This window comes from Alkalithermobacter thermoalcaliphilus JW-YL-7 = DSM 7308 (assembly GCA_001584565.1).
Lineage (GTDB): Bacteria > Bacillota > Clostridia > Peptostreptococcales > Peptostreptococcaceae > Alkalithermobacter > Alkalithermobacter thermoalcaliphilus.
The window spans coordinates 152,044-165,917 of sequence record LSFY01000001.1 but is presented as its reverse complement, the minus strand read 5'-3'; the positions used below and the strand labels follow the sequence as shown (position 1 = coordinate 165,917).

Sequence of the window (13,874 nt, the reverse complement as noted above, 5' to 3'; positions counted from 1 at the left end):
TTTAACACTCCGAAGGCTTAAATTCCCGACTAACGAATCGGTACATATCAATAATAGCTTTAGGTGCTATGCTATTGATTTACCATAATTTTTTAGGTTTATACTTGCATTTAAGTCTCTATCTATCTCGTGCCCACATTCATCACATATAAATGTTCTTTCTGATAAAGAAAGTTTGTTTTTTAAAGCACCACATATGCTACAAGTTTTAGATGAAGGATAGAATGTATCTGCAAGTATAAACTTTATATCATTTAAGGCACATTTATATTCCATTTGTCTTTTAAATTCGTAAAATAGCTGCTCTTGTATAGATTTTGATAATCTTTTATTCTTTAACATCCCACAAGTATTTAACTTTTCCATAACTACATATTCTGGCTTGGCTTTCACCAAAGATGCAGTTATTTGATGAATATAATTATGCCTTATGTTTTTAAGCCTTCTTCTCATTTTTAAAACAAGGAATTCTAACCTTTTTATATTGTTAGTTTTTCTGTAACGGTATTCACCTCCGTTCATTTGAATTTTGTTTAATTCATATTTTTTAGATAGCTTTTTTTGTAATCTTTTTTGTCTTTTCTCAAGTTTTTTAACTTTACTTGTTTTATTTATGTTTTTGTACTTTTGTCCTGTACTTATTGTAGCTAAATAAAAACTTGGTTTACTTTTCTTTTTTGACTTAAACTTAGGAAAGTTTGCTCTACCTTCAAAGAAATTTTTATATGCAATACAGGCATCTTTTATAGCTTGTTTTGTTATATTATTTGAGTAATTGTTAAGCCAAGTATATTCTTTTGTCTTTTTTAACTCTGTTAATCTTTTTCTAAGTTCACAATCACCTAAAAACTTACCACCATTTTTATAATTTTCTTGCTGTGTTGCTAACGCAAAGTTATATGCCCATCTTGCAACTGAAGCACACTCAAATAATTTTGTTCTTTGTTTATTATTAGGTAAAAGCTTAACTTTGTAAGTTTTAATCATCTTCTAATAGCTCCTTAATCATTTTCTTGGCTTTATTTGCTTTTTTACCTTGTAGTTTGCAACTAAAAACTGTTATTATTTGTATTAAATCTTCTACAAGTTCTTGTTCTTCAGTTTTTTCTGTGTTATCTATTATTTCTATTGTAGTTCCATATTTTTTACATAAATTTTCAATAATTTCAAAACCAAATCTAATAAGTCTATCTTTATATAAAATGACTATTTTATCAACTTCTCTATTAGTTATCATGTCAATTAATTGATTTAATCCTTTTTTATTGTAGTTAATTCCACTTCCTATATCTGAAATAATTTTAAATTGATAACCTTTAGCAATCATATATGTTTTAACATTTTCTATTTGTCTTTCAAGGTCATCTTTTTGTTTATTACTTGAAACCCTACAGTATCCTATAGTTATTTTCTTTTTAGGGTTTATGCCCAATACTGAGTTTAACTGCTCTTGGCTATACATCCTGTGTCCACTATCTGTAATGTAAGCAGGTTTTAATTTTCCTTGCTTATCCCAATTTCTTAATGTTTGCTCTGTTTTTCCTATCAACTTAGCAAATTCACCTATACTATAATATTTCATTTCTATCACCTCATAATAATCATAACATGATGTTATAAAAATTATAAGGCTTTTATATGAATTTATAAATATTTTTTAACTGTTTGCACACCCCTTTTATTCTTCACATTTATTTTTTACTTTATTGCAAATACAATCATCACTATACGATGTTATTTGTTTCATAAATTGACATATAGATTCAATAGTTTTAGTATTTAGCTCGTAGTATATCCATTTTCCTTTTTTCTGACATTCTACAAGACCTGCCTGCTGAAGAATTTTCATGTGATGAGACACTGTCGGCTGTGTAAGTTCTAGGCCTTGAACGATATCACAAGCACACATTTTTCCGCAAGATAACATTTGTAATATAAGTAATCTATTTTTATCTGATAATGCTTTAAAAATTTCTATTTTTTCTTCCATTTGCATTCTCCTTTTATATATAGATATATTTCAATGTGTCTATATATATGATATATTTTTATCTATTTTCTGTCAATCCCATTTTTATTATTGACTATTATTAAATTATTTATTTTAAAATGTCTTTTCAAATTGTATTTATATGGATATAATAGTAATATCAGTTGTATCATTTAGATACTTTCTGATAATACTATTATTACTGCATAAACAATTAAGGAGGTAATTTAAATGGCTTACGTAATTACTGATGCTTGCATAAGCTGTGGAGCTTGCGAACCAGAATGTCCAGTTAACTGCATAAGTGCTGGAGATGACATCTATGTTATAGATGCAGATACTTGCATCGATTGTGGAGCTTGTGCTGGAGTATGTCCAGTTGACGCACCTCAACCAGAATAGTATACATAAAAAAGCTACCAATTTACTTGGTAGCTTCTTCATTTTCATTTAATAAATACGAAAGAGTGTATAAACTTTCTGTTAGGTGAACATTTTCAACAACAACATGCTCTGGTAGATGCAAATCTACAGGAGCGAAATTCCATATACCTCTTATACCTGATTTTACTAAAACATCTGCTATTTGTTGAGCTTTTTCCTTAGGAGTACAAATTACAGCAATATGAATATTGTTTTCTTTTACATACTCTTCTAAAATATCAATGTCTAATACTTCAATGTCTTTGATTTTAAGTCCTATAATTCTAGGATTAATATCAAATATTGCCTTCATCTTGAATCCTGATTTTTGAAATCCTGAGTAGTTAGCGATAGCTTGACCTAAGTTTCCTGCTCCTATTAATATCGTATTGTATTCTTTGTTTAGTCCTAATATCTTTCCTATTTCGTTATATAATTCCGCTACGTTATATCCATATCCTTGTTGTCCAAATCCTCCAAAGTTATTTAAATCTTGTCTTATCTGTGATGCTGTAAATCCTATTATTTGGCTTAATTCTTTAGACGATATGCGATTTACATCTTTGTCTAAAAGCTCTTTTAGATACCTATAATATTTAGGTAATCTCCTTATTACAGCCATAGAAATTTTCTTTGCCATATTTTTCACCCACTCAATACGATGTAATTTGTTTTTGTGATGATTATAACAAACCTTATATTTAATGTCAATTATATTTAAATGTTTTATATTGCATAAATATTTGTTTTATATCTTGTTTGCTTGATTATGTGGATACTAACATTTATAATCTTTATGAGGAGGGTAAAGTAATGATAATTTTGTCTTGTAACAATATAAACAAAAGCTTTGGAATAGATACAATACTTGAAAATGTAAGTTTTGCAGTAAATGAAGGTGATACGGTTGGCCTTGTTGGTGTTAATGGTACAGGAAAAACTACTTTATTTAATATAATATCTGGAAAATATGGGTATGATTCAGGTGATATATATATATCTAAAAATACTACTATAGGGTATCTATACCAAAACCCTGATTTTGACTCAAATAAAACTGTGCTAGATGAAGTCTTAACTGTATTTGAACATCTAATGAAAATGGAAAATGATCTTAGAAATTTAGAAATTCTTATATCAAATGAAAGTAAAAATTCTGAAAAACTTGAGTCTTTAATGAACGAATACTCTAGTATGTTAGAAGAATTTTCAAATAGCAATGGATATGGCTATAAATCTGAAGCTAGAGGAACTCTTAAGGGTTTAGGATTTAATGAAAGTGATTTTGATAAAAAGATAGATATATTGTCAGGTGGAGAAAAAACTAGGGTATTGCTTGCAAAGCTTCTTTTAACAAAGCCTGACCTTCTTCTTTTAGATGAGCCTACTAATCACTTAGATACAGACGCTATAGAGTGGCTTGAAAATTTTATAAAACAATATAAAGGAACCATATTTATTATATCTCACGATAGATATTTCTTAGATCAAACAGTTAATAAAATCTTTGAGCTTCATAATAAAAATTTAAGAACATATACAGGAAACTACTCTGACTATATAAAGAAATCTTATGCAGAAAAAGAAATTGAGCTTAAAAAATATGAACAACAGCAAACTTTAATAAAAAAGCAGCAAGATGTAATAGATAAGCTAAAATCTTTCGGAAGAGAAAAACATATTAAAAGAGCTAGGAGTAGAGAAAAAGCTCTTGAAAAGATAGATGTTTTAGATAAACCTCAGATGTATAGAAAAAAGGCAAAAATTAGATTCTTTCCTCAAGTAAGTAGTGGCTATGAGGTTTTGAGCGTAAGTAATCTATGTATGAAATATGATGATAAGCTATTGTTTAAGGATATTTCTTTTGATATTTATAAAGGTGAAAAAGTAGCTTTGATAGGTCCTAATGGAACAGGAAAATCTACTATCTTCAAGATATTGATGAAAGAAATTTCTCAAACAGAAGGAACTTTTAAACTAGGAACAAATGTAAATATAGGATATTATCATCAAGAACAAAAGACTTTAAATTTAGAAAATACTATTATAGATGAGGTTTGGCAAGCTAATCCATCTTTAAGTCAAACTGAAATAAGGACTGTTTTAGCTTCGTTTTTGTTTGAAGGTGAAGAAGTTTTTAAAGAAATATATAAGCTAAGCGGTGGAGAAAAAGGAAGGGTTGCTCTTGCTAAACTTATGTTATCTAAGGCTAATTTTCTACTTCTTGATGAGCCTACTAACCACCTTGATATAGATTCGAAACAAGCACTTGAAGATGCTCTATCTAATTATGATGGAACGGTATTTGTTATATCTCACGACAGATACTTTTTAAACAAAATCGCAGATAAAATATTAGTCTTAAAACAAGATAAAATAGAAGAATACTTAGGAAATTATGATTACTATATAGAAAAAAGAAACGAGTTAAGAGAAATGGCTCTTGAGGATACTCATGAAAAAAGCAAAACAAAACTAAAGGAAGAAAGAAAAAAAGAAAAAGAAAAGAAACAACTTGAGAAAAAACAAAAACTTGAAAGAGAAAAAATTGAAAAAGAAATTGAAAATATAGAAAACGAAATTGAAAACATAGATACACTAATGTGTCTAGAAGAAGTTTACTCTGACGAAGAAAAATCTAGGCAATTAAGCAAAAAAAGAGCATTATTGAGTGAAACTTTAGAAGATTTATATAGTAAATGGGAGAGTTTTTTATAAATGTAAACCTTTATTTTTTCTAGGTTGACATTTATTTTTTTCTCATGTAAACTCCAATTGTAAACCAATAAAATATTTAAAGTTGACAAAGGAGGATTTATGAAAACAAAAGACTTAATTTTGGTATCTTTGTTTGCTGCTATAACTAGTATATTTTCACAAATATCTATACCTATTCAACCAGTTCCATTTACTTTTCAGATTCTAGCAGTTGCTCTTTCTGGAGCTATCTTAGGAAAAAAATATGGAGCACTATCTCAGGTTATATATCTTTTACTAGGATCTTTTGGAGTTCCTGTATTTGCAGGATTTAAAGGTGGGTTTAATATATTAATAGGACCAACAGGTGGATATTTAATAGCATTCCCCTTAGCTGCCTATATAACAGGTATTTTTTCTAAAAAGAAAGATTGTTTAAACATTTTTATAGGTATGTTTATAGGACTTGTTGTTATATATATTTTAGGCATGTTTCAGCTAAAGTTTATTCTAAATTTAAGTTATTCTAAAGCCTTTAGTATAGGAGTTGCTCCTTTTTTAGTGTTTGATATAATAAAAATTTTTATAAGCTCTTTTATAGCAAGTCAAGTTTTAAAAAAATCTCGGATAAAAATACAAGCATAACAAAGAAGTTCTTTGTTATGCTTATCTTTGTCCTAGCTTTAGATTAGGAACTGCATTTAAATTTAAATCTGATACTTTTCCTTTTAAGTAATCATAATAAGCTGCACACCCTATCATAGCTGCATTATCTGTACATAAAGCAAGAGAAGGATATTTTATATCTATTTTATGCTCTTTTCCTTTTTCATCAAACATTTCTCTTAATCTAGAATTTGCTGCTACTCCTCCTGCTAAAACTATTTTGTCATATCCTTTAGTTATAGCTGCCTTTATAGACTTGTTTACTAAAACTTCTAAAACTGCCTCCTGAAATGATGCTGCAATATCTTCTACAACTATATCCTCATTTTTCATTTTCTTAGAATTCAAATAATTTAGTGCTGCTGATTTTAATCCACTAAAGCTAAAATCGAAACTTTCATCATCTATATATACTCTTGGAAATTCTATTGCATTTTTATTACCTATTTTAGATAACTTATCTATTTTAGGCCCACCAGGATATCCTAAGTCTAAAGCTCTTGCTATTTTATCAAATGCTTCTCCCGCTGCATCATCTCTAGTTTTTCCTAATACCTCATACTCGCCGTAATCCTTTACTTCAACTAAATGGGTATGTCCTCCAGAAACTATAAGGCATATAAATGGTGGATTTAGATCTTTGTGGTCTATAAAGTTTGCTGCAATATGTCCTTCTACATGATTTACGCCTATTAAAGGAACTGAAAGTGAAAAAGCTAAAGCCTTAGCACTCGAAAGTCCTACTAATAGTGCTCCTACAAGACCTGGACCATATGTAACCCCTATGATGTCTATGTCATTGAAAGTTAAATTAGCATCATCTAGTGCCTTTTGTATAACTGGCTGTATATTTTCTATATGTTTTCTCGATGCTACCTCTGGGACTACTCCTCCAAACTTTTTATGAAGATCTATCTGAGTTGAAACTACATTAGATAAAATATATCGCCCATTTTTTAAAACTGCTGCACAAGTCTCATCACAACTACTTTCTATTGCTAATGTTATTATATCCTTCATATTTACACTCCCTTATAAATCTTTCCACATTATAACAGCGTCTTCTTTGTTATCACTGTAATATTCAGGCCTTATTCCTACAGGTTTAAATCCATATTTTTTATACAAGTTTTGTGCTACTAAATTAGATTTTCTAACTTCTAGTGTCATAGATAAAACTTTATTTTCTCTGCATTTTTCTATTAAACTTTCAACTATTATATTTCCAAGACCTTTTCCTAGATAATCAGGATGAACTGCAATGTTAGTTATATGTCCCTCATCAACTATAAGCCATATTCCACCGTAAGCTATTACTTTTTTGTTATGCTCTATTACAACATATTTTGCTAGTTTATTAGAAAGTTCCTTTATAAATGCACTTTTAGTCCATGGAACCGAAAAAGAAAGCTTTTCTATCTCAACTAAATCATCAATATCACTTTCTTTTAAATCTCTAACTACGACATTATCCATTTTCTCCCATCCTTCTTTGTCTTTCCTCGTATTCAACTTCTGCTTGAGATTTTCGAATGTATAAAGGATTAGCTGTCATATAATCATCTATAATATTGTTTTTATATTTTTCAAGAGCTATCTGACATACACTAGATGCCCTAGGCACTTTGTGAGAATTAGGAGAAATATATATATTATTTAAGCTTTCAAGTTTTTCCTTATGTATATCTACTGCATCGCCTACTACAATTATTTGCTCATACCTATCTTTTATCTGATCTATTAAAACGTCTATATTTTTTACGCTTATATCCTCTATACACAAAAGAGAATTATTTTCCCAAGTATATTTTGAAGTATAAACATCATTTCGCTGTGCATCTATTATAGGACATATTATTCCCTTTGATAAATTCATATTAAATGCTAATGTTTCTAAACTATTTACACAAACTATAGGAATCTGTTTGCTATGAGCAATACTTTTAGCTGTTGCAACTCCTATTCTAAGTCCTGTGAAAGATCCTGGTCCTATACATACCGCTACAAGATCTATATCATCAACTGTAAGATTGCACTGGCTAAATATTTCTTGTATTATGGGCATTAGTTTTTCAGAATGGCTTTTATTAGAATTTATAATGTATTCACCTATAAGTTTATCTTCATCCATTATAGCAACAGCTGCAACTTTTGAAGAAGTATCTATTCCTAATACTTTCATTTTAACAACTCCTTAACTATTTTTTCATATTCTTTACCCTTAGGTAAAAATATAATTTCTCTTCCTTCTTTTACATAGTTAATTTCTATCCAAAGACATTCTTTAGGTATTATATCTTCTATTATGTTTGCCCATTCTATTATACATACTCCTTCTTTGTTTATATATTCATCAAATCCTATATCATACATTTCATCACTTGATCCTATTCTATATACATCAAAGTGATATAAAGGAATCTGCCCGTCGTATTCATTTACTATTGTAAATGTAGGACTTGTAATATGTTCATCTATTCCTAATCCTTTAGCTATACTTTGTGTAAGTGTAGTTTTACCTGCTCCTAAATCTCCTTTTAAGCAAAGTACACTTCCCTTTTTTAGTAATTTTCCTAATTTATATCCTATTTCTTTAGTTTTATTTTCATTTTCTAAAAACAACTTTTCCATAAAACCTTCTCCTATACATATTTTTTACAAAGAGAAAGTAGGTTAAAACCTACTTTCTTATAAGAATACGAACTCTTTTATATAATGCTATTGTTATTATAGATATAACACTTCCCTTTATTATGTTAAAAGGAACTATTCCATAAATTATCAAAGTATTCAAATCCACTATATATTTATTAACTGCGCTTGACATAGCTACTATAGCTTCGATTGGATAAAATCTTGAGTAAAAAGGTATCAATATATAATAGTTAGTAATACCTCCTACTAATGCCATAGCAAATGTTGCAACTATACACCCTATAACAGCATTTTTCTTTGTTTTATTTAGATGATAAATTGCTGAGGACACGAGTACAAAAGTAGATCCTATCATGAAATTTGCCAGTTCTCCAACTCCACCTGTTGATGTTTTAAATGCAAAGTGAAGTAAATTTTTTACAAGCTGTATAACTACTCCTGCTAAAGGTCCAAGGGCAAATCCTCCTATTACAGCTGGAACATCGGCAACATCTAACTTCAAAAATTCTGGAAAGAACATAAGAGGAGTTTGAATAAACATCATCAAAAACGACAAAACAGACAGTATTGATATTTTTACTAAACTAGACGTTGTAAAAGTTCTCTTTTTAGCAAACAAATTCTTACTCATATTATTCTCTCCTATTCATATTTATAAACTATATTGCCATCTATAATCGTATATAACACTCTACTTTGTATCTCAAGTGGGAAGCTATCCCATATAACGATATCTGCATCTTTGCCTACCTCTATAGATCCAACTTTATCATCTATTCCTAATACTTTTGCTGGATTTATAGTTATACTCTTTAAAGCATCTTCTACACTCATTCCACCTTTTACTGCTAATGATGCACATAATGGAAGATATTGTACTGGTATTACTGGATGATCTGTCATAAGGCACACAGTCATTCCCTTTTTGGCTAAGATTCCAGGAGTTTCAAATGTTAAATTTTTAAGCTCTATTTTTGATCTATCTGACAAAGTAGGTCCTACTATTGCTGGATATCCTTCCTTAACTAAGTGATCTACTATTAAATGTCCTTCAGTACAATGTTCTAAAGTAAGATTTAAGTCAAATTCCTTTGCTATTCTTATTGCTGTAAATATATCATCTGCCCTATGAGCATGTGCCTTTAGAGGAATTTCTTTTTTTAGTACTGGAATTAAAGCTTCGTTTTTTATGTTGTAGTCAGGTTTTTCATTTTCTTCGTCTTTTTCATGTAACTGTAACTTTTCAAAATATATCTGAGCTTCTTTTAAAGTTTCCCTCAAAAGTGCAGCCGTTGCCATTCTAGTCTGTGGAGATTTATCATGCTTTCCATAAACAGACTTAGGATTTTCTCCAAAAGCTATTTTCATTCCTATAGGGTCTTTTACTATCATATCATCTATTCTATCACCATATGTTTTTATAGCTATAAATTGTCCACCAATTACATTTGCACTTCCAGGTCCACTTGCAACAGTTGTAATTCCGCCTTCTAAAGCCTCTTTAAAATTCCTATCCATAGGATTTATAGCATCTATAGCTCTTAAATGAGGAGTTATAGGATCTGTTTCTTCGTTTCCATCTGCACCTTCATACCCCATACTATCTTCCCACATTCCTAAATGAGTATGTGCATCTATAAATCCTGGAAACACATACTTACCTTTAGCATCTATTATTTCACTGTCTAATGGGGCTTGTATTTCTTTTCCTATTTGAGCTATCTTTCCATCTTTAATTAATATATCCCCATTTTCTATTATTCCATTAGTTATTGTATATATAGTAGCATTTTTTATACATATCATAAAATTTATCCCTCCATTATAGGTATTTTGATTGTACATTTTGTCATCTCATTCTTTTTAGATTCTATAAATACTTCTCCACCATTTGATTCTACATTTTTCTTTACTAGACTAAGCCCAAGGCCTGTACTTTTTTCCTTTGTAGTAAAGAAAGGATCAAATACATTATCTATAACATCTTTGTCTATTCCTTCTCCTTCGTCTATTACCTCTATTACAACGTTTTTTTCCTCATCATATGTATTTATATATATACATCCACCGTTTTCCATTGCATCTACTGAATTAAATAGTATATTTATAAGTGCTTCTTTTATCTCATTTTCTTTAACTAATACCTCTTTTTGGCTTTTCATACTTAAAGCTATGTCTATGCTTTTTCCACTTATATATCCTGAATTTTCCCATTTAGGCCTTGATGTTTGTATTGCTCTACTTATTATATCATTTATTTTTATTTTTTTCTTCTCTTCTGGTATGTTTCTTGAAAAATCTTGTATTATCTTTATTTTATCAATTCCTTCTTTTGTTACATCAGCTATAGTATCTATGTATTCCTTTATATTGTACGCATCACTTGATATTTGAAGGATTTGAGTATATCCTTTAATTATTGCAAACACATTATTAAGATCGTGTACTATACCTCCTGCAATCTCTCCCATTATCTTTATTTTATTGGTACTTGCTTTTAACCTTTTACCTTCTTCTTTCTTCATAAATGTATATATAAAATCCCCTATACTTGAACATATTAAATTAATAATATAATCATTTTCTTTTCCCTTGTAAGACGCTTCTTTATATCCTAGTGTTAGTATTCCTACAATTTCATTATTTGAATGAATCCTATAACTATATGTAATATCTATATCTGAATGAGTATATTCCTTTTCTATTTTCTTGTCATTAAACAATATAGTTATAGATCCATATTGGGCGCTAGTTATATCAAGACAAGTTTTTATTGACTTTTCTGCTATTTTTTCTATATTATCATCAAAGCTAAAATCTATTATTGCATCATTTAAAACCTGAAGCTTTTTTTGATTTTTTTCAAGATCTTTTTTATCTGATTGTGCTCTTTGCATAACCTCAAATAAAAATCCTATATTACTCATTTCATCTGGCTCTATTTCTTGCCTTTTATATTTATCTACAAACACTACCTTATCATAATAAAGAACATATTGTTTTAATAATTGTATTGGAAAATCAGTTATATTTATATATGTAAGTATATTTATACTTTCATTACTTAAAATATCGTATATACACGATTTTTCTTTTCTAAGTAACTTTATGTTTTTTGCTATATAACTTGAAGTTATTATAAGATTTACATTTTCTGTATGGATAAGGTCATTGATTTTCTGAATATCTAAACTTTTTATATAATTTACCTTTCTTTTGTATATATCATCTATCGTATTAAATATATTGTCATCTCCTAAAAGTAAGCATATTCTACTAGAATTTTTTATAAATTCATCTATTAGATCTATTGCAAATATCTCTTTATTTCCTATCAAACATATCTTTTTTGCATTATCCATTATTTTCCTCCTGATTAAATTGTTCCAAAATCTTTGTAACTTCATCTATTCCAAAAGGTTTTTCTAGAATATGCTCTATAATAGTTTCTTTGCACTCATCTATATCTCCAAGCCAACCTGTCATAATTACAAACTTTAAATGCGGATATTTTTCTTTAACTATTTTGGCAAGCTCTATCCCGTTCATGCCAGGCATTGCCAAATCACTTATTACTATATCATAATTATTGATTTCTATCTTGCTAAGAGCTTCTTTTCCACTAAAGCAAATATCTACTTTCTGTACTATGTTCTTTAAAATTTCTCCTGTTGCCTTTGCAACAGCAACTTTATCATCTACAACTAAAAGCTTAAAATTAAATTTTGCTAATGTTTCATTTATATTTTTGGTTTGTATAAATTCTTCATGTTCTCTTGGAAGAGTTATTATAAATTTGCTTCCTGCTCCTTCTTTACTCTCAGCTTTTATATCTCCATTATGATCTTTTATTATTTTATATGAAACGCTAAGTCCAATTCCATTTCCATTTACACCTTTTGTACTAAAGAATGGATCAAATATTTTTGATAATACATCCTTAGACATTCCAACGCCTGTATCTTCTATCTCAACTATTACATATTCAGATGTATTATGAGTTGTTATTTTTATATTTCCACTTTCTGGCATTGCATCTATTGCATTATTCAATATATTTATAATTACCTCTCTTATTCCTGATTCTCTTCCCTTTATGTTATCAGATGATCTAAAGTCTTTTAGTATAGATATATTAACTCCACATAATCTTTTTTCTGACAGCTTGGTTTTGATCATACTTAAAGCTGTTTCTATTGCAGCATTAATATTAAACACTTGCTTTTCATGCGATCTACTACTTTTTGTAAATTCTTGGATTCTCTTTAGCATCTCTGCCCCATCTAAACAAGCCTTTCTTATTACTTCTAAATACTCTTTTATAATTTGATTATCGCTTTTTACCAAACATAATGATACATATCCTGAAATACTAGCTAATATGTTATTAAAGTCGTGAACTATTCCACTAGCTATCTCACCTAGAGCATTTAACTTTTCATTTTGAATAAGTATGCTATCATTTTTAGCTTTTTCTAAAAATGCATTTACTATATTCCTTGCACAATAAGTTGCTATTTTGAATATATCATCATTTTCATCTTTGTATATGCTTTTAAGGACGATATATATATTTGTGTATTGTCCTATATTTAATAAAACAACTTTTTTATTGTCTATATAAATAGTTTTTATCCCTTCATTTTCATCAAAATGTATGTATTCTATTTCATCTATCTTATAAGTTATATAATGACACACTTGAAATTTTTCATTATAGTACTTTAATATCCCACCACCATAAGCTCCTGTAGTTTGAACTAAAAACTCTAAAAACTCTTCTAAAAATTTGTCTATTTCTTCTATCTTATTTACATTTACTAAAAATTTATTTAACTTTTCTAAAGCCTTTACATTTTCATATGTTTTCTTTTTAGTTTCTACTGATTCTCTAAGGCTTTCTAATATTAATCTTAGCTCTTTTATTTTTTTATTACTGTATATTTCTATATCTTTTTCATCTTCAAATACTATAGCTTTATAATACGATGACATATCTAAAATCTGTTCAACGCTTAAATCTGCAACGTTGTAGTAGCAAAAATAATCATAGCCATATCTGTCAGCGTATTGTAATATATTTATTTTCTTTTCTATATTTTTTGGTGACCAAATCATAAGCTTTATTTTATCAAATCCTAATCTTTTACTTTCTTTTTCTATCTGTTGAATTTTATCTATATCTTTTAATATGTCATCTATTTCTACTAAGACTAATTTATTTTCTTTTATGTAATTTTTTATTTTAACAAGATAATCAGGATCTTTATCAGTTTTTATTAATCTGTTTATTACGAAAATAACTCTGGACTTTTCCTCTAAAGCTAAATCTATATATCTAATCATATATGCAAAGTTTTTTTCTAGTTGTGAACTTAAAATCAAGATATTTTTTAAATAAATTAAAAACTGTAGCTTTTTATCTTTATACATAAATATCCCC

At 28.5% G+C, this 13,874-nt stretch carries 15 protein-coding genes; 3 read left to right on the top strand and 12 right to left on the bottom strand.

Annotated features, from left to right (window positions below):
• Positions 1-66 precede the first annotated feature (66 nt).
• The 3 genes from JWYL7_RS01050 to JWYL7_RS01040 form a co-directional block, all read right to left on the bottom strand.
• A complete protein-coding gene (locus JWYL7_RS01050) occupies positions 67-987 on the bottom strand; it encodes an RNA-guided endonuclease InsQ/TnpB family protein (RefSeq protein ID WP_066067653.1) in 921 nt (306 codons plus the stop codon).
• Positions 980-1,582, bottom strand: coding sequence for an IS607 family transposase (locus JWYL7_RS01045; RefSeq protein ID WP_066067650.1), 603 nt, complete (start codon positions 1,580-1,582; stop codon positions 980-982). Before JWYL7_RS01045 ends, JWYL7_RS01050 begins: the two co-directional genes overlap by 8 nt.
• A gap of 96 nt (positions 1,583-1,678) precedes the next feature.
• Complete coding sequence (locus tag JWYL7_RS01040; RefSeq protein ID WP_066067647.1) at positions 1,679-1,990, bottom strand: ArsR/SmtB family transcription factor; 312 nt, start codon at positions 1,988-1,990, stop codon at positions 1,679-1,681.
• A gap of 231 nt (positions 1,991-2,221) precedes the next feature.
• Here JWYL7_RS01040 and fdxA point away from each other — a divergent pair, with 231 nt between their 5' ends.
• Positions 2,222-2,392, top strand: coding sequence for a 4Fe-4S ferredoxin (gene fdxA, locus JWYL7_RS01035; protein WP_066067644.1), 171 nt, complete (start codon positions 2,222-2,224; stop codon positions 2,390-2,392).
• A 22-nt stretch (positions 2,393-2,414) separates the two neighbouring features.
• Here fdxA and JWYL7_RS01030 read toward each other — a convergent pair whose 3' ends face one another.
• Positions 2,415-3,053, bottom strand: a complete 639-nt coding sequence (locus JWYL7_RS01030) for a redox-sensing transcriptional repressor Rex (RefSeq protein WP_066067640.1) — start codon at positions 3,051-3,053, stop codon at positions 2,415-2,417.
• 173 nt (positions 3,054-3,226) lie between these two features.
• Here JWYL7_RS01030 and abc-f point away from each other — a divergent pair, with 173 nt between their 5' ends.
• Positions 3,227-5,131, top strand: a complete 1,905-nt coding sequence (gene abc-f / locus JWYL7_RS01025) for a ribosomal protection-like ABC-F family protein (protein ID WP_066067637.1) — start codon at positions 3,227-3,229, stop codon at positions 5,129-5,131.
• A gap of 99 nt (positions 5,132-5,230) precedes the next feature.
• A complete protein-coding gene (locus tag JWYL7_RS01020) occupies positions 5,231-5,755 on the top strand; it encodes a biotin transporter BioY (protein WP_066067634.1) in 525 nt (174 codons plus the stop codon).
• A gap of 21 nt (positions 5,756-5,776) precedes the next feature.
• Here JWYL7_RS01020 and tsaD read toward each other — a convergent pair whose 3' ends face one another.
• Genes tsaD through JWYL7_RS00980 form a run of 8 tightly spaced genes read right to left on the bottom strand, consistent with a single transcriptional unit; the run spans position 5,777 to position 13,864 of the window.
• Entirely contained in the window at positions 5,777-6,796 is a 1,020-nt protein-coding gene (tsaD, locus tag JWYL7_RS01015; protein ID WP_066067631.1) for a tRNA (adenosine(37)-N6)-threonylcarbamoyltransferase complex transferase subunit TsaD, read from the bottom strand.
• 12 nt (positions 6,797-6,808) lie between these two features.
• The gene (rimI, locus tag JWYL7_RS01010) at positions 6,809-7,252 is read right to left on the bottom strand and encodes a ribosomal protein S18-alanine N-acetyltransferase (protein WP_066067628.1); all 444 of its coding nucleotides are present in this window, start codon (positions 7,250-7,252) and stop codon (positions 6,809-6,811) included.
• Positions 7,245-7,958, bottom strand: a complete 714-nt coding sequence (gene tsaB, locus JWYL7_RS01005) for a tRNA (adenosine(37)-N6)-threonylcarbamoyltransferase complex dimerization subunit type 1 TsaB (protein WP_066067624.1) — start codon at positions 7,956-7,958, stop codon at positions 7,245-7,247. The genes rimI and tsaB overlap by 8 nt, the downstream gene beginning before the upstream one ends.
• Positions 7,955-8,407, bottom strand: a complete 453-nt coding sequence (gene tsaE / locus JWYL7_RS01000; protein ID WP_066067621.1) for a tRNA (adenosine(37)-N6)-threonylcarbamoyltransferase complex ATPase subunit type 1 TsaE — start codon at positions 8,405-8,407, stop codon at positions 7,955-7,957. Before tsaE ends, tsaB begins: the two co-directional genes overlap by 4 nt.
• Before the next feature lie 49 nt (positions 8,408-8,456).
• The gene (locus JWYL7_RS00995) at positions 8,457-9,062 is read right to left on the bottom strand and encodes an ECF transporter S component (protein ID WP_066067616.1); all 606 of its coding nucleotides are present in this window, start codon (positions 9,060-9,062) and stop codon (positions 8,457-8,459) included.
• 11 nt (positions 9,063-9,073) lie between these two features.
• Positions 9,074-10,237 carry an amidohydrolase gene (locus JWYL7_RS00990; protein WP_066067613.1) on the bottom strand — a complete coding sequence of 388 codons (1,164 nt, stop codon included), beginning with the start codon at positions 10,235-10,237 and terminating at the stop codon, positions 9,074-9,076.
• Between the two features lie 5 nt (positions 10,238-10,242).
• The gene (locus tag JWYL7_RS00985) at positions 10,243-11,793 is read right to left on the bottom strand and encodes an ATP-binding protein (RefSeq protein ID WP_066067610.1); all 1,551 of its coding nucleotides are present in this window, start codon (positions 11,791-11,793) and stop codon (positions 10,243-10,245) included.
• Complete coding sequence (locus JWYL7_RS00980; protein WP_066067606.1) at positions 11,786-13,864, bottom strand: ATP-binding protein; 2,079 nt, start codon at positions 13,862-13,864, stop codon at positions 11,786-11,788. The genes JWYL7_RS00985 and JWYL7_RS00980 overlap by 8 nt, the downstream gene beginning before the upstream one ends.
• Positions 13,865-13,874: the final 10 nt, after the last annotated feature.